Below are 18,805 nucleotides of genomic sequence, written 5' to 3' on the forward strand. Positions count from 1 at the left end.
AATATAAATAGATATTTTATAAGTATAAGTAAAATATAATAGAGCTTAAACGGCTTTTTAAGGCATTGACTGCTAGCATCCTTTGATGAAATAACAGGATTATTTTAAAAATAGTGACCATGATTCCGACTTTTATTATGAGCTGGAAAATGATGTTTCACTATATTGTTGATTAGAGATGTCTTTTTTGCGCGTTGCAACGCGCTTTGCCAAGGGGCCTTACGGCATGAACGATTGCTGCTTTGCTGGAAAATTCCGCGACGAGAACACCCGGACCCTCGTTTCTCGGGAAGCTCGGAACGAGATGTCGATGCGCGGAATTGAACTTACCCCTTGGAGGCGCGCTTTTGCCTTGGGGCAGACGGGCAGGGTAGCGGGAAGCGGGGTAGAGCGTGGCGGCAGTCTTTTGGCGCAGGTGGCGCTGGTCCTGGCGCTCTCCGTATCCGGTCTGGCGTTAAGCAGCCATCGGGCGGCAGCGACGGACTATACGACTGGGGTGAAGAATACGAACCTGAATGCCGGTGACACCATTACTACGACGGCTGACGGTGCCGATGGGTTTCGAGTTGATAATGGGACTACGATCACTGCTCCTGGCAATAACAAAATCACGACAGGCGGGGTGGACGCTTGGGGCTTGTATGCAAGGGGGGCCAATTCCGTTCTGAATGCCACTGACGTCACTGTAATAACGACGGGTTCATCAAGTACAGCTGCTGGCGCACGTAGTGGAGGCAAGACGATCGTTACTGGCGGTACATTTACTGTCTCTGGAGCGGATGCTTATGCTGGATTCGCAGACAACGGTACCCTAAATCTAACGAATGTTGTGATCAATTCTCAAAGTACTACGGGCGGTGGAGGGGTACTGTCTTCTCAGGCGGCGGGGGTGGCCAACTTAAATAAGGTTACCATCAGTACAACTGGCAATACAGCCTACGGTGTCCGTGTGAATAATGCCGGTAGCCTGACTTTATCCAATGGCAGCTCTATCACGACAGCAGGTGCCTATGGTGCTTATGGTGAAGAAGGGGTGCTGACAATTCAAGACAGCACTATCACCACAGGTGCTGCAACCGCAGTCTATTATACTGGCAAGAATGCGGGCTCCTCCCTTTCGATCACCGGTGCCACTACCAAGATTACGGCTACCGGGGCAGATGCTGTGGTTATTGCAGGTGGTAAAGCTGCAACAATCGGTGATGGTGTCACGATTACTGCTAAGTCCGATGGCAAGAGAGGTGTCACTGTAAGCGGCGGTGGGCAACTTACAATTGGTAGCGCGACCGTTTCGACGGAAGGCACGAGCGGCTTTGGCCTTTATGCGACCGGAGCAGGCAGTTCAATCACTGCCACCGGAACGCAGATTGAAACAAAGGCGACGGGGGCAGCTAGGGCACAAGCAGTCGTGGTTAACTCTGGGGCCAGCATTACTCTCAAAAACGTCACTATCTCGACTGTGTCCGGTAATGGACATGGTATCTGGATCAAGGATGCTGGCTCAAGCGTTACGATGGACGCGTCGACTTCGATATCCACGACGGGGGCGTCCGCTTATGGTGTTCTCGTGGAAAATGGTGCCACCGAAACATTCACGGGCGGAAGTACCACTACTGCCCTGCCGGGAACCATGTCAATTTTGGGTGATAACTCGGCTGCATTCGGGACATATGGCACTGACGCAAAAATTACATTCGACGGAATAAATTTCGCCACCGCGTCTGCCATCACGCTCGGAGCCAATGCATGGACGGTGATTGCAGGCAATAATGGGGCGGTCGAATTCAAAGGCACCACTGCGGCAACAGACACCAGGCTGCTTGCTCAAGCTTCAGGCACGCTTTCATTCACCGGGGCGGCTACGGCGGCCGGTGCACGGGTCAAGACTGACGGAGCGAACAGTGCGTTTGATATAAGCGGCAGTACGCGTACCACCGATTTTTCGATAGGCTCGCTGGAGGGAACAACCGGTAAAGTCGTTCTGGGCGCAAATATGCTCACGATCGACGGTTCTGCGTCGACAAGTTACGGCGGTATTATTTCCGGCACAGGTGGATTGACGCGCGCCGGCACTGGCACGATCACGCTGACGGGAGCAAATACCTATTCAGGCGGAACGACTTTAAAAGGTGGTGTTCTCTCCGTTGTTACCGACTCCGCCCTCGGGGCGACGACAGGTGGACTGACGTTCAATGGCGGTACGCTTCAGATTACCGGGACGACGTATACCTCAACGGCTCGCGGTATCACATGGGGTGCAGGCGGTGGTACGCTGGACATAAATGCAGCGGGCAATACTTTCACTGTTGCCCAGAATCTTGGCGCGGGCGGTGCTCTGACCAAGATTGGTGCTGGCACATTGGTTCTGTCTGGAACCAATCAATATACGGGTGGCACGAGTATCAATGGCGGCACGCTGGTTGCCGGTTCGAATGGTAATCTTGGCGCCGTCTCTGGCGGTCTGAACTTCAACGGCGGCACGCTGCGTCTTTCGTCCGCCTTCGACAATGCGCGCGCCGTGACGCTTGGCGCTGGCGGCGGCACGATCGAAACGGTCACTGGCAGCAGCACTTTTTCAGGCGTGATCAGTGGCGCTGGCAAGCTGACGAAGACGGGCGCGGGCACGATGATTCTGACCGGCGCTGACAGCGCGACGGGGCTGACGACAGTTACCGCAGGCGTGTTGCAGATCGGCGGTGGTGGCACAACGGGTTCGATAGCAAGCAATATAGCCAATAGCGGTTCGGTGGTTTTCAATCGCTCCAATGATTTGGCTTATGCTGGCGTGATCAGCGGCGGCGGCTCCCTCACCAAATCGGGTGCCGGAACGCTGACGCTTACGGGCGATAGCACCTATACGGGCGCAACAACGATTTCCGCGGGCACTCTGCAAGTCGGCAATGGCGGTACGACTGGCTGGCTTGCCAGCAACGCGGTCACGAACAACGGTGCATTGAACTTTAACCGCAGCGACAACAAGACCTATTCCGGCAGCATCAGTGGTACTGGCTCGGTGGTCAAGAGTGGAACCGGTACGCTCATTCTCGACGGTACGAACAGCTATTCCGGCGGGACGACCATCAGCGGTGGCACACTGCAGGTCGCCAGCGATGCCAAGCTTGGTGCGACAACCGGCAAGGTGACACTGGATGGCGGCACGCTCAGCCTTGCAGGTACGATTACATCCGCACGCGCATTCAGCATCACCAGCAACAACGGCACGATCGATACGGGTGCCGATGCGGATACGCTCAGCGGTGTTGTAAGCGGTGCAGGCAAGCTGACCAAAACGGGCAGCGGAACGCTGGTTCTGACGGGCGCCAATACTTACAGTGGTGGCACGACAATTTCCGCAGGTACATTGCAGCTCGGTAGCGGGGCGGCTGCTGGATCGATCACGGGAAATGTTGTCAACAACGCAACTCTGGCGTTCAACCGCAGCGACTCAAGCACATTCTCAGGAGTGATCAGCGGTTCCGGTACACTGAAACAAAGCGGCACTGGCACTACAATTCTGACTGGTGCAAACACCTATACCGGCAATACTGTGATTGAGCGTGGTGTGCTGCAGGTTGGCAACGGCACCGCAACCGGCGCCATATCCGATAATGTCACCAACAGCGGCACTCTGGCGTTCGATCGTTCCGATTCCTACACGTACTCTGGCACAATCACCGGCACAGGTTCGTTGAAGCAAAGCGGTGCTGGCACACTCATTCTGACGGGTGCAAACACCTTTACTGGTCTAACGACGATTGAAAGCGGTACGCTGCAGCTCGGTGCCGGTAGTACGGGCGGAAGTCTGAGTGGTGACATCCTGAACAAATCGGCGCTTGTCGTGGATCGTTCGGATGATTTTTCCTTTGGCAATAAGATCAGTGGTTCGGGTACGTTTGATAAACGCGGTGCGGGCAAGCTGACAGTCACCGGCGACAATGATTATTCGGGTAAGACGACCATTTCGGCGGGTACGCTTCAGATTGGCAATGGCGGTGGCACCGGCTCCATTAACGGTGATATTGTCAACAACAGTAAATTGATTGTCGACCGCAGCAATAATATTGATTTCACCCATGTCCTGAGCGGCACAGGTATTCTGGAAAAGAAGGGTACGGGTAACCTTACTGTTAGCGGAGACAATTCGGACTTCTCTGGCGCCACGACGGTGAGCGCCGGTGGGCTTGTCGTTGACGGGCAACTCGGTACGGGAACTGTTACGGTTGCGAGCGGTGCATCGCTTGGCGGTACGGGCACCATCGGCGGCGATACCACGATCAACAGTGGCGGCATACTTGTAGGGACGCAAGAATCACAGCTTACATTCCAAAAAAATCTCACGCTTGCTTCGGGAGGTGTGCTGAATGTGTCCTACGGCATAGCAGATACGAGTACGGCTGCACTGTTCACGGTTGGCGGCAATCTCACCTTGAACGACAATATCGTGAATATCAGCTCTCTCGGTGGTTTCGGTCCTGGCGAGTACAAGTTGTTCAGCGTAACCGGAACATATACCGGAACATTGCAAGTGGGTACTCTTCCGCAAGATGTAGCGGCTGGAGATATTACATTCAATTACGATACCAATGATATCCATCTTACGAATTCTGCAGGAATGGACCTTGGTTACTGGGATGGTTCTGTCGTAAGCAGTGGCGCATCGCTGACCGGCGGCGATGGTACATGGGACGCGGCGACAACAAACTGGACAAATGAAAATGGCGGCCTGCATTCTGGGTGGAACGCTGCTCACTATGCTATCTTCTCCGGTCAAGCGGGCACGGTAACGGTCAGCGGCGCTGTTACAACGGCAGGTATGCAATTTGTAACCAGCCACTATACAGTCACGGGGGACGGGCTGACGCTTGATAGTGGCTCTACTGATGCGCCGATCATCCGCGTGGGCACTGGTGTCACGGGGAACACCGTCGCTACCATTGAATCTGTTCTTTCCGGCACAAATGGCATGGAAAAAACCGATCTGGGTACTCTGATACTCGCGGCAGATAATGATTACACGGGCCAGACGACCATTCAGGCTGGCACGCTTCAGCTTGGAAATGCGGGAACGACCGGCAGTGTCCTCGGAGACATCGAGATAGGAAAGTCGGACGAGGACGAGGATGCCATCCTCGCGATCAATCATACTAACAGTTTTACGCTCGGCAATACAATCTCTGGTCGCGGAAAGCTGGTGCAGCAAGGCAGTGGAGCAACCACACTCACCGGAACCAACACCTATAGCGGTGGGACGGATATTCTGGGCGGCAGTCTGATCGTTACTGCCGAGAATAATCTGGGTGATGTTGCAGGTGCCGTCAATATCAATGGCGGCACACTCGAGTTTGGCGCAAATCTGTCATCGACGCGAGGTTATACGATTGGCGCTTCTGGCGGCACTATCAATACAGGCACTTTTACCGACACGATCACAGGTGTCATTGGCGGCACCGGGCAATTCAACAAGTTGGGCACGGGAACACTTGTTCTAGGCGGTGACAATACGTTCACCGGCAATTTGCATGTGAATGCTGGCACCTTGCAGATCAGCGATAATAGCAATCTGGGAAATCCCGATAGTCATTTGTATGTCAAGGATGCGACGTTGCAGTTTGGTGATGCTTTCATCATGACGCACGACCTGACGCTTGACGGCACCGGGGCGACAATTGATACGAAAGGGAATGACAATTCGATTTCGGGCGTGATCGACGGAGGCAAGCTTACCAAGACCGGTTCCGGCACACTTACTCTAACCGGCACCAACACTTATACCGGCGATACCGAAATTGATGGCGGTACGCTGGCGGTTTTTGAAGATGCGAACTTTGGCCAGGATGTCAGCAACAGCATTATCATCGGTGATGCGACCCTGCGTCTGGATGAGAGCTTCGATACCGCGCGTGGCATCAAACTCACCAATGCCAACAGCACGATTGATGTTTTTGATGACGGCATCAATACGCTCACTGGAAAGCTGACCGGAACCGGCGCCTTGAACAAGGCTGGAACGGGTACTCTGGTTCTTGGCGGAACCAATGACTATCAAGGTGGAACCGACATCAAGGCGGGTATCCTGCAGATTTCGGATGATGCCAATCTTGGTCTAGCTACGGGAGCCGTCAAGATTGAAACTGAAGCCGAACTGCAGTTCAGCCAGGGCGTGACGAGCGCCAGAGGCATTACACTGGGAACAACGGGCTCCACCATTGATACTATGGCGGGTACCAGCACACTGAACGGTGTCGTCGGTGGTGGCGAATTGCACAAGTCCGGCGCCGGCACGCTCGTTCTTGCAGGGACCAATACCTATAAGGGTACGTTCCTTGACGGCGGTATCGTCCAGATCAGCAAAGATGCAAATCTTGGTGCAGTCAGTGGGACGGTCACTTTCAACGGTGGAACACTACAGTTGTCCGCTGACGTTGCGACTGCAAGAGCCATGACGATCAACGAAGCGGGAGGAGTGATCGACACCCAGGGCAATACCGGCACACTTGATGGTATCATCTCCGGCGCTGGCGAACTGATTAAAGATGGCTCTGGAACACTCGTTCTGACAAATGCCGGCAATTCCTACAGCGGCAACACCTTCATCAAGGCGGGTACGTTCCGTCTCAGCGGTGCTGGCTGGATAACGGGGGATGTCAAAAATGATGGCACTCTCGAATTTAGCAGCGGTGCAGATCAAGAGTTTGCGGGAGTCATTTCCGGAACGGGTTCGGTCGTTCAATCGGGAACGGGTACCACCATCACCCTTTCCGGTCAAAACGCCTATAGTGGCGGCACCTCGATCACAGCCGGCACGCTTGCCATCAGCGAAGATGACAATCTGGGCACCGGTGGGCTGACGATTGCCAATAATGCGACCCTCCAGTTAACGGATTCCTTCGCGTTCAGCCATGCTGTTACTCTCAATGCCGGTGGTACGATCGACACCGGAACAAACAGCAACACGCTTGCTGCTGTTGTCTCCGGTACCGGTGGTCTGACGAAGACAGGTAGCGGCACGCTTACGCTGTCCGGGACCAACACCTATGCTGGCGGCACGACGATCAACGACGGTATTCTGCAGATCAGTGCCGATGCCAATCTTGGTGCGGCGAGCGGTTCTGTCACCATGGCTGGCGGCACCACGCTTGATCTTGCGAACAGTGTTACAATGGACCGCGCTTTCACGCTGAACGGGGATGCGACGATCCAGGCCGATGAGGGAACATCGACGATCAGCAAGGTGATCAGCGGCGATGGCGGCCTCACGAAGACGGGTGAAGGCACGCTGGTACTTGACAGCGTCAACACCTATAAGGGCAATACATCTATAAATGACGGTGTGCTGCAGGTTGGCAGCGATGACAATCTGGGCGATGCATCGAGCAAACTCTCCTTCAATGGTGGCGAGCTTCAGATCACTGGCAGCGGTTTCAAGTCGGATCGCGATGTTACCCTCCAGGCCGGGGGTGGCACAATCGACACCTTGCTGACCAGTCCAGAGCTGTCGGGCAACATTACCGGTACGGGCGGACTGACCAAAATCGGCGCAGGCAAGCTTACGCTTTCGGGAACCAATACCTATAGTGGTGGAACATCCATTGCGCAGGGAACATTGCAGATCGGCAGCGATGACGGTCTGAGTGGTACTATTGCTGGCAATATCGAAAATAGCGGTACTCTGATCTTCAACCGCGATACACTGACCTATGGAGGTGATATCTCTGGAAGCGGGAAACTGGAGCAGGCTGGTGTAGGAACGACAGTTCTGACAGGTTCCGTAAACCTCGACGGCGGTACGACCATTGATAATGGCGGAACGTTGCAGATTGGCGACGGAACCACAAATGGTGCTCTCGCAGGTGATGTAACGAACAACGGCACGCTCGCTTTCGACGCCGCCGCCAATACCAATATTGATTTCAGCAATGTCTTAAGCGGTAACGGCGTGCTCGAGCAGAAAGGTGCGGGCTCATCGACGCTTACAGGTGACAGCAGTGGTTTCGAAGGGACAACGAATGTTACCGCTGGAAGTCTCTATGTGAACGGCACCCTTGGCAGCGCAGCATCGACAGTTACTGTCGCAACGGGTGGAACTCTTGCCGGCAGCGGCACGATCGGTGGCAATACCACAGTGGCGGGAACGCTGAAGGGGCAGGACGGTGCGACACTGACCTTCGGTGGTGGTCTGACCATGCAGGCAGGCAGCACGATAGCAGTTGCCTACGGAGCTCCCAACAGCAACAGCAACGGTCTGTTCAATGTTCAAGGTGCGCTTGCCTTGAACGGCAGTACCGTCGATATCGAGGATTTTGGCGGTTTCGGTCCTGGGTCTTATCGCCTGTTCGATTATCAGAATGGATATACCAAAACTGGCACAGGGCTGACGATAGGCACTGTTCCCGGTGGCCAGTCATCCGATGCCCATATTGTTTATGACGACGACAACAAGCAGATAAACATTATGAATGCAGCTGGTGCCGTGCTGAATACCTGGAAAGGTGGCAACGGAACATGGAACCAGACGGATATCAGTTGGCATGATGCAACCGATTCAGATATTACAGGCACCTGGAATAACTACGAGTTTGCCATTTTCGGTGACACGCCGGGAACAGTAGCTGTCGATGCAGGTATTCAGGCCTCCGGTATGCAGTTCCAGGTGGATGGGTATAGCCTTACCGGCACAAATCCTATCACACTTGCTCACGACCCGAACGCTCCGTCGCCTGACAAACCCATCATTCGTGTAGGGGATGCAACCGAAGCCGGCAAGACCATGACGGCCACGATTGCAGCGCCGATTGCTGGTACCGAAGGCTTGCAGAAAACCGACTATGGCACTCTGGTACTGACGGGTGCCAACACCTATAGCGGTGGAACAGATGTTTTACAGGGCTCGCTGGAGCTCGGCAACGGTGGCACTATAGACACGGTTGGGGGTGTTTCCGTCGATGCAAATGGACCGGACAAGGCAACATTTGCAGTCAACAAGACTGGAACATTCACCTTCGGTGGCGTGATCTCAGGCGCCGGTCAGTTTGCGCAAAAAGGCACGGGCGAAACTGTTCTTAACCAGGCTAATACCTACAGCGGCGGTACATCGATCACGGCGGGAACGCTTTCGGTTAGTGCTGAAAACAACCTCGGCGATGTCAGTGGTCAGGTTACTATTGATGGCGGGACGCTCAAGTACAGCCAGGGCTTTTCCAGTACCCGCGCCATTGCTCTCGGCGCAGGTAACGGTACGATCGAAACCGATGACACGGCCAATGACACGACTGTCAACAGTGCCGTTTCCGGTACTGGTGGTCTGACGAAGAGCGGGGCTGGAACACTGGTTCTGGCCAAGGACAACACTTATGCTGGCGGTACGACCATAGCCGGTGGTACGCTTCAGCTTGGCAATGGTGGGACAAGCGGCAAAATCCAGGGCAATGTCGATACCGGTGCGGATGCAAGCAACAAGGGCACGCTTGTCTTCAACATGTCGGATAATCCGATTTTTTCGGGAACGATTAGCGGTTTTGGTGATGTCGAACAGTCCGGCAGTGACACGCTGACATTGAAAGGCACCAACACCTATAGCGGTGGCACCACAATCAACAGCGGAACGCTGGCGGTTTCTGCTGACGCGAATATGGGTAATAAAAGCGGTTCTCTGACAATCAAGAATGGCACATTGCAGAATACCGCGCAGTTTACGATGAGCCGTGATGTGGTTCTGGATGACGCTGCAGCGACATTCCAGAATGATGCAGACCTGACATTGGCCGGTAAGATGACCGGAACTACGGATTGGACCAAGGACGGAAGCGGCAAGCTGATCATCAATGGTGACGCAAGTGCCGCTACCGGAATTGCGTCTGTCAACAACGGCTATCTGCAGGTCGACAGTGAACTGGGCGGCAATGTCAATCTCGTCAACAGCACAGCCGGAGTTGGCGGTGCTGGCAAGATCGATGGCAATGTCGATGTGGCAAGCGGAACGCTCTACGGTAAAGGCGGGCAGACACTGACTATCGGAGGTGACCTGACTCTCGCCGCCAATAGCACAACCAGCGTCCAGTGGGGCAGCGTGTCCCAGCAGGCTGCTTTCCATGTGGATGGCAATCTGACGATGGATGGCACCCTCGATGTGGTCAATACTGGTGGTTTCGGTCCAGGGACCTACAAACTGTTCACCTATGATGGCACCCTGACGGATGATGGCCTTTCGTTCGGTACCGTACCGGGTGGACAGGCGGCGAAGGACCGTATGTCGGTCGTGACCGCCTATACTGGCTCAGTCTATATCGTGAACACCTATGGCGCAAAGGTTCAGTACTGGAACGGGGAAGGGACTATCGCCGATATCGAAAGTGGTAACATTGTCGGAGGTGATGGTACCTGGAGCGCGACCAATAAAAACTGGTCCGACGATAAGGCCAGTGTGCTTGCGCCTTTCGATGATGGCTCATTCGCTTTCTTCGGTGGCAAAAAGGGTAATGTCACTGTCGATGACACTGCTGGACAGGTTAACACGGCCGGTATGCGCTTCGTTGTCGATGGTTATGTGATTAATGGCGGCTCTCTCAACCTGACGAGCACGACGGGAGCGCCGATCATTGCGGTTGGCGATGGAACCGTCGATGGTGTCGCGATGACTGCAACCATCGGCTCTGTGCTCACCGGCAACCAGGGTCTCGATAAAACCGAACTCGGCAAACTGATCCTTACCGGACAGAACACCTATACCGGCGGAACAACCGTCAGCAACGGTGTGCTCCAGCTTGGTGACGGAACCAATTCGGGTGACATAAAAGGTGACGTGACAGTTGCCAATGATGTTAACGGAGAGGGAACGTTGTCCTTCAAGCAGGGGAGTGACTACAATTTCGCCGGAAATATTGCCGGCGGCGGCAAGGTCACTCAGGACGGTGCGAATACAATTCTGACGTTGAGCGGAAACAACAGCTTCAGCGGCGGGCTGACGGTCAACAGCGGTACCGTAAAGGCGGGCAGTGACAATGCTTTCGGCACCGGGGTCCTGACTGTCGGGGATAATGGCAAAGTAGATCTCGGAAGTACCAGCAACACGGTTGGCGGTCTCAGTGGGGCCGGAGCGGTCAACATTGGCTCAGGAACCTTCACCGTCAATGAAGCTACGGACTCGACCTATAGCGGCGTATTGTCCGGCACTGGCAGCTTCACCAAATCCGGTGCGGCTGACCTGACGCTCACTGGTTCCAACCAGTATACCGGTGCAACGCTTGTCAAGCAGGGGACGCTGGCGCAGGGAAGCCAAGGTGCATTCAGTTCGGCATCGGCCTATACGACGACGCGCAACGGGACGCTGGATATTGGCGGGTACGATACGACTGTGGTCTCCCTCGACAATGGTGGCACTGTTACTCTGAGTGACATGACAGCCGGAACCACTTTGACGGTAGCTGGTAACTACACCGGCTCCAATGGCACCCTCGTCATCAACACGGTGCTTGGTGACGACAACTCCAAGACCGATAGATTGAAGGTTGCTGGTGACACCTCAGGCACTACCAATCTGCAAGTGGTCAATCGTGGTGGGCTTGGTGGCCAGACGGTTAACGGTATCGAAGTTGTCGATGTCGCCGGGCAGTCTAATGGTACCTTCTCGCTTGTCAGCGATTACACAACCAAGGATAACAAGAAGGCTATCTGGGCTGGCGCCTATGCCTATACGCTGCAGCAAGGATCGGGCAGCGGTAACAAGGATGGCAACTGGTATCTCGTGAGCCGTTATGGTGATACGGAACCAAACAACCCAGACAACAATGGTCCCCGTTATGGCGCTGGCGTGCCGGTCTATCAGGGGTACGGCCAGAACATGCAGGCCTTGAACAAGTTGCCGACCTTGCAGGAACGTGTGGGCAACCGGTACTGGACGGGCGAGAATGGCGACGGCCAGACGAACGGCGCCATGGTCGACGGAAATGGCATCTGGGCGCGTATCGAAGGAGCGCATAACCGGCTTGAACCGCAAAGCGTCACCGGCATGAAGCAGGACATCAATACCTTCATCATGCAGGCAGGCGTTGACGGTCAGTTCTACGAGGATGACAACGGAAAACTGGTTGCTGGCATCACCGGGCAGTACGGTACGGCCCATGGCAATACCAGCTCGTTCTTCGGTGACGGCTATACCGACACGCGGGCCTGGAGCCTTGGTGCAACAGCGACCTGGTATGGCAACAATGGCTTCTATGTAGACACGCAGGGCCAGCTTACCTGGTTCGATAATGACCTGTCTTCCGATGACATGAATTCGGCACTGGCTACCGGCGCGAAGGCTTTCGGTTATGCCATGAGTGTGGAAGCAGGCCAGCGTGTCGCCATTGATGATCATTGGTCGCTGACGCCGCAGGCGCAGCTGATGTGGTCGTCGCTGGATGCGGACGCTTTCCAGGACATTATGGGCAACCGGGTCGGCCTCGACAATTCAAACAGCCTGACGGCGCGTCTTGGCCTTGCTGCAAACTACCGCAACGACTGGACGGGTGAAGACGGCCTCATGGTCAACACCTCGGTCTATGGTGTCGCCAACCTTTACCAGTCCTTCCTTGGCGGAATGCGTATCAACGTGGCCGGTGTTGATATCGACACCGACAATGACAAGACCTGGGCAGGCATCGGCGCCGGTGGCACCTATGCATGGGCGGACCAGAAATACGCCGTCTATGGTGAGGGCTCGATCAACACCTCGCTCAATCACTTCGCTGACAGCTATGCTCTTAAGGCAACCGTCGGCTTCAAGTTGAAGTGGTAAGACCCAGGCTTGGGCTACGAGCTCTGCAATCTGAGGCTCCCGAAACTCCAATGGAGGACTGGGAGCCTCACTTTGAATGCCAGAAAGGAAAGACCGATGGCGACCTTTGTTGACGCGGGAGATGACCTTATCCGGTCCGAGCCGTTCGTCGATCTGAGGTGGCGGCCTGGCACGCGCCTGACCATATCCAAGATTTGTACTGCCGGCATTTGCCCCTCTGATCGAGGATATTTCTGGACAGTTGCCTACGCTGAAAGCTTTGCTGTAGTTCGCAGGCATCAGCACGGCCGGCATCGTTAGCATCGCGTAGTACGGGGTGCCCTGTATTGAGAGCGTGATCATCGCAACGGACAAGGTTGCGCGGGGCCGCGGATTGATTTCCATACTTGAATTCAACACCAGCCAGTCAGGATAAAACCATGACCGATATTGAACACCTTCATCAATTGATTCTGAACCTTGCAGCGCGTCTGCAAGCAACCGAGGCGATAGCCAATGCGGCGATCTCGATGGTTTGCGCCATAGATGAAAAGAAGGGTGGCGCCCGGGAAAAGTTCCTCAAGGAAACCTTTCCGCTTCTTCTGCTGAATGCCGCTAATGCGCCGTCTCAAGCGACCAAGCCGGAACTGGACCAATGGCTGCGCCAGCGTGAGCAGGACTTCCTCAACGAGGATTTGAGCAAGATCACAGCCCAGATTGAGCAACTGCGTGGGCAAACGAAAGCTACTGTCAATTAGAGCGTATCTCGAAAAGTGTGAAGCGGCTTTCGGACAAGATGCGCTTTAAAATAAACAAAGTGTCGATCTGAATCGATCAAATCGAAACGCGCCCTAACCCATTCGCCAGTCGCATGGAACTTCCACCATCGTCTGTATGCGATGAAAACAATCAAGTGTCCCTGGCATTCATTACAGGGGCGCATCAAAACAATATTTTCACAAAGGCATTTCTATGAACTATCGTTATTCGTTCTTCTCCGCCGCCGCATTCTTGGCTCTCACGGCAACAGCTTCCGCAGCGCCGTTACCCGGAGGCGCCAGCACCCTCACAGAAACCTATCAGGACTGGTCCATCTCCTGCCAGGCGCAGAAAGAGAGCACAAACTGCATCATGAACCAGATGCAGAACTCCTCCCAGACTGGCCAGCGTGTCCTGACGGTCGAACTGCGCAATGTCGCTGGCGGCAAGGTTGAAGGCGTGCTTTTGATGCCGTTTGGATTGAATCTGGCGAAGGGCGCCACATTGAAGATCGACGAGGGAGAAGCACCGGCGCTCACCTTCTCGACCTGCCTGCCGCAGGGTTGTCTGGCGCCACTTTCTTTCGATGCCAAGCAAGTCGGTAAGCTCAAGACGGCAGCTAATCTCAATATCACTGCCACCGCACTTGAACCCAGCCAGCCAGTCGCTTTCAAGGTCTCGCTCAAAGGTTTTGGAAGCGCTCTTGATCGCATTGCCGCTCTGACGAAATAAGCCGGGTTCAAAAATTCCTCTCTAGTTTCGCGCGTCGATCTGCTTCAAGCATATCGGCGTGCGAAGCAGAGCCGTTCCACATATTCTGAGTGTGACACCGGTAGAAACAGCAGCAAGGACGCGGGTTCAAAGATCAACCGAACGGGCATTTTGCCATATCTGTCGACCGTCAACGTTAGCCAGATCGCTTCAGAACCGAACTCATTTGAAAGTTCATACAATTCATTCTGCTCGGAAAGCGGTAGAAGAGCCAGTCCCAAAACGGCTTAGCGGTCATCTTGGGCTTGGAAGGCAATGATCAGTCTTTAAAAGCGTTATATTCGCTCAGTTCCATGAGGCGGTAGAAATCGCCCAGCGTTTTGCCGCGTTCGGCCCGGAAGAGGCGGCCTGCGTCGCTGGCCTCAACGATACGGTCGGTCCGGAATGTGCGGAAAGCATTGCGCAATTCGCACCAGCCGATAACCGTCCAGACCTTACCCCAGAACCACAGACCAAGCGGGCGAATATCACGCTCGCTTTCGCGCGATTCCAGATCTCGATAGCGGATATTGAGTACATTGCCCTGATCGACGGCGCGTTCCACCGCGTCGATGATGCGGCGTTCGTCCATGCTGATGCGGGCAGTTGGCGCATGTATCTGGGTGCTCGTGATGCGCGCGCGTTCTTCCTTGGGCAGAACAGCTTCGATCTTCACCAGAGCCTCTTCTGCACCACGCGCCATGGAAACGCCGCCCCAGGCGCGGATGAGGCGCGCCCCGGCAACCAGAGCGACGATTTCATCGCGCGTGAACATAAGCGGCGGGAGTTCGAAGCCCTGCCGCAGAATATAGCCGACACCGGCTTCGCCATCGATGGGGACGCCAGTCGACTGCAGATCGGAAATATCGCGATAGATGGTGCGTTCGGAGACTTCCAGCCGCTCGGCCAGCTGGCGCGCGGTGACGAGCCTGCCACCGCGCAGGTGCTGAACAATCTGGAAAAGGCGGTCTGCACGGCGCATTCCGTTCTATTCTCCGTTGCAGTATTTGGTGTTACGCTGTTCCAGATAGCGATCCGGCCAGCCCAGATCCTTGCGCAGGTCTTTCGGCAGTCCGTCGATCACACGCTCGGTGCGAATGAAACGACGGCGTTCATCATGCCTGCGCCTGTATTCCTTCAAAACTGCGATCAATGGTGCGATTGCGAGTGCCATGGTGAAATCTCCCTCATCCTTGGATACGCAGTATCGCACACCCCTCCTGACAGCTTTCTGTCAGGAGCAAATCCTTATTTCATTATCTTCCTAATATAGCGAAGCCGCAACATCATGCCTTATAGCGTGGTGCTGCTGTATAGCTGAGGGGCAGGCGTCCACCATCCGCATAGATGGTCTGGCCTGTTACATAGCTCGCATCCCGCGATGCCAGAAACGACGCTATCGAAGCAATTTCAGAGGCTTGGCCTATGCGACCGAGTGGTGTTCTTGATAAAATCCTGTTGCGGGCATCGGCGTCTGTGTTTACGGCGGAAAGCATGTCGGTCTCGATGGAGCCGGGGCCGATGGCATTGACGCGAATCCCCCAACGGGCGAGCGCTACTGCCATGGTACGTGTCAGCTGGTTCAATCCGCCCTTGGAAACGGAATAGGCAAGCTGTTCCGGTAGACCGAAGATTGCGTTGACAGATGACATGTTGATGATCGTGCCTGGATCACCGCCCGATTCGACTCGCTCCACCATGCGTTTTGCCACGGCCTGTCCGCACAGAAACGCGCCTTTGAGATTGACACGCATGACACGGTCAAAATCCTCTTCCTTGAGGTCAAGGAAATCCGCCTGATGCACGATACCCGCGTTGTTGACGAGAATATCAACCTCACCCAGATTGGTGATGGTGAAGGTCAGGAGATTGTGGACATCGAGCTTATCCCCCACATCCGCCGCCATATGGCGAACCGGGCCGAATTGCTCCAGATCCTTGGCTGCGCGCATGGCGGCGGCGTTGTCGATATCGGACAGGACTACGCTTGCGCCATCCATCAGGAAGCGCTTTGCTATGGCATAGCCAATACCGCGGGCAGCGCCGGTGACAATTGCCACCTTGCCTTCTAATTGCATGATCGATCTCCAATTTGCATGGAGAGTGGACCGGCGGAAACCGCCGGTCAATAGTCGGGACGGTTAAGATCAGGCGAAGGCGAGACCGGTGTGACGCTCGCGCAGAACGGTGCTGATTTCGTCCAGAATAGCCGGATCGTCAATTGTGGCCGGCATCTTCCATTCTTCGCCGTCGGCAATCTTCTGAATGGTTGACCGTAGAATCTTGCCGGACCGCGTCTTGGGCAGACGCTTTACGGTCAGCGCCAGCCGGAAGGCTGCAACGGGTCCGATGACGTCACGCACCATGCTGACGCATTCCTTCTCGACCTCTTGCGGATCGCGGTCGATGTTGGATTTCAGCACGAGGAAGCCGCAAGGCACCTGACCTTTAACCGGGTCGGAAATACCAAGCACCGCACATTCGGCAACATCGGGATGGCTGGAGAGTACCTCCTCCATCGCCCCGGTCGACAGGCGATGGCCAGCGACATTGATGATGTCGTCAGTGCGGCTCATGATGTAGAGATAGCCATCTACATCCATGTAGCCGGCATCGGCGGTTTTATAGTAGCCGGGGAACTCGTTCAGATAGGCTTTGCGGAAACGCTCATCGGCGTTCCAGAGTGTTGGCAGGCAACCGGGCGGCAGGGGCAGCTTGATGAGAACATTCCCGAGCTGGCCGCGCTCGACCTCGTGGCCTTCATCGTCCAGCACGCGGATATCGTAACCCGGAAGACAGACAGCGGGTGAGCCGTATTTGGTTTCGAGAAGACCGAGGCCGAGCGGATTGGCGACCATCGGCCAGCCGCTTTCCGTCTGCCACCAGTGATCGATCACCGGGCAGCCCAGCAGATTTTCTGCCCAGTGGATCGTGTCGGGATCGGCGCGTTCGCCAGCGAGATAAAGGGCGCGGAACTTTGAAAGGTCGTAGTGACGTACGAAATTGCCGTCCGCGTCGTCTTTCTTGATTGCACGCAGCGCCGTTGGTGCGGTGAACATCACTTCAACGCCATGTTCGGCGATGATGCGCCAGTAGGTGCCAGCATCGGGTGTGCCGATAGGCTTGCCTTCGAACAGGATGCTGGTCGCGCCATGGATCAACGGGGCATAAACGATGTAGGAATGGCCAACCACCCAACCCACATCGGATGCGGCCCACCATACTTGTCCCGGTTCCACGCCGAAGACATTCTTCATGGACCAGTCAAGCGCCACCATGTGTCCGCCATTGTCGCGCACGACGCCTTTCGGCTCGCCGGTCGTGCCGGATGTGTAGAGTACGTAAAGCGGGTCGGTAGCATCAACCGGCGTGCAGGGAACATGACGACCGCGCGCGGCATCAACGGCCTCGCGATAGTCGATGTCACGTCCTGCTACCGGTTCGTGCCGGTGCTGCTCGCGCTGCAATATGATGCAATGATCGACTTTGTGCTGCGCAAGTGAAATCGCCTTATCGAGCATGGCCTGATAGGGCACGATACGGGTAGGCTCGATACCGCAGGAACCGGCGATGATCATCACTGGCTTGGCGTCGTCAATACGGGTTGCGAGTTCAGTGGCGGCAAATCCGCCGAAGACGACGGAATGGACGGCACCGATACGGGCCGATGCCAGCATGGCGACAGCCGCTTCGGGAACCATCGGCATATAGATCAGAACGCGGTTGCCTTTCGATACACCATTGTCGAGCATGACGGCGGACAGCGCTTCCACTTCTTCCAGCAGTTCGCGATAAGTGAATTTGCGCACCTTGCCGGTGACAGGGCTTTCATAGATGAGCGCAACCTGTTCACCGCGCCCTTTGGCGACATGGCGGTCGAGCGCATTATAGCAGGTGTTGCACTGCGCACCCTTGAACCAACGTCCATAGACACCTTCGTCGCCCGCAAAAACCTGGTCCCATGGCTTGAACCAGTCGATTGCCTGCGCCGCTTCAGCCCAGAAGCGTTCAGGATCGGCCTGCCATGCGGCATAGGTTTCGGCATATTTTGAAGTCATGCTCTTCCTCCCAGAAGCACGCGCAACGCCACCCGTCGGGCGGTTGTCGCTTCCTGATTAGTCTGCTGATGAAAGCGCAAGATCGACCTGTTTTGGTCTATCTCCTCCATGCGCTTTTCATCACCTCCGCATGCAGTTTACGCCGCCCGGCGGCGGCTCGTCCATGAAACTTAAGATGAAGATGGAACCTTGTCGGTAAAAGGGTTGTGTCTGTTGCACGCATCTTGCAGCGACGGCCTGTCTGCGTCACAAGGAGGCAGAGAGGTGATTTGTGACCAAAATCCTACCTGTGCTGCTTGTTCTTCTGATGGGACTGCACATCATCAAACCGCTTGGCCTGCCGGGCCTGAAGCAGCGCGGCGATTTCTGGAAGATCGCAGCGTTCGCAATATTTGCCATGGCACTGGCAGTCGGATTCCATCTCCGTGATGTTTGATTAAATTTAATAGCTAATAATTTCGACCCGATTTTGGGGAATTGTTGC

8 protein-coding genes are annotated in these 18,805 nt (G+C 55.3%); 4 read left to right on the forward strand and 4 right to left on the reverse strand.

Annotation, left to right across the window (positions count from 1 at the left end):
• Positions 1-310 precede the first annotated feature (310 nt).
• The 3 genes from FG152_RS20150 to FG152_RS20160 all read left to right on the forward strand — a co-directional run bounded on the left by FG152_RS20150 (position 311) and on the right by FG152_RS20160 (position 14,245).
• A complete protein-coding gene (locus FG152_RS20150; RefSeq protein WP_166943191.1) occupies positions 311-12,775 on the forward strand; it encodes an autotransporter-associated beta strand repeat-containing protein in 12,465 nt (4,154 codons plus the stop codon).
• 419 nt (positions 12,776-13,194) lie between these two features.
• Positions 13,195-13,512, forward strand: coding sequence for a hypothetical protein (locus tag FG152_RS20155; RefSeq protein ID WP_010661413.1), 318 nt, complete (start codon positions 13,195-13,197; stop codon positions 13,510-13,512).
• Positions 13,513-13,726: 214 nt separating this feature from the next.
• Positions 13,727-14,245 (forward strand): invasion associated locus B family protein, encoded by a 519-nt coding sequence (locus FG152_RS20160; protein WP_010661412.1) that lies wholly within the window; start codon positions 13,727-13,729, stop codon positions 14,243-14,245.
• Positions 14,246-14,543: 298 nt separating this feature from the next.
• Here the strand turns inward: FG152_RS20160 and FG152_RS20165 are convergent, their stop codons facing one another.
• From FG152_RS20165 to FG152_RS20180, 4 genes are all read right to left on the reverse strand, one after another.
• The gene (locus FG152_RS20165; protein ID WP_010661411.1) at positions 14,544-15,245 is read right to left on the reverse strand and encodes a helix-turn-helix transcriptional regulator; all 702 of its coding nucleotides are present in this window, start codon (positions 15,243-15,245) and stop codon (positions 14,544-14,546) included.
• Positions 15,246-15,251: 6 nt separating this feature from the next.
• Positions 15,252-15,437 (reverse strand): hypothetical protein, encoded by a 186-nt coding sequence (locus tag FG152_RS20170; protein ID WP_012091315.1) that lies wholly within the window; start codon positions 15,435-15,437, stop codon positions 15,252-15,254.
• A 112-nt stretch (positions 15,438-15,549) separates the two neighbouring features.
• Positions 15,550-16,341: an SDR family NAD(P)-dependent oxidoreductase gene (locus FG152_RS20175; RefSeq protein ID WP_010661409.1), complete on the reverse strand. Its 792-nt coding sequence runs from the start codon at positions 16,339-16,341 to the stop codon at positions 15,550-15,552.
• A 69-nt stretch (positions 16,342-16,410) separates the two neighbouring features.
• Positions 16,411-18,321 carry a propionyl-CoA synthetase gene (locus FG152_RS20180; protein WP_010661408.1) on the reverse strand — a complete coding sequence of 637 codons (1,911 nt, stop codon included), beginning with the start codon at positions 18,319-18,321 and terminating at the stop codon, positions 16,411-16,413.
• A 271-nt stretch (positions 18,322-18,592) separates the two neighbouring features.
• On the opposite strand from FG152_RS20180, the gene FG152_RS20185 reads away from it, so the two are divergent.
• Positions 18,593-18,757 (forward strand): hypothetical protein, encoded by a 165-nt coding sequence (locus FG152_RS20185; protein WP_010661407.1) that lies wholly within the window; start codon positions 18,593-18,595, stop codon positions 18,755-18,757.
• Positions 18,758-18,805 lie beyond the last annotated feature (48 nt).

It is taken from the genome of Ochrobactrum sp. XJ1, assembly GCF_024701725.1.
In the GTDB taxonomy this organism is placed as follows: domain Bacteria; phylum Pseudomonadota; class Alphaproteobacteria; order Rhizobiales; family Rhizobiaceae; genus Brucella; species Brucella anthropi.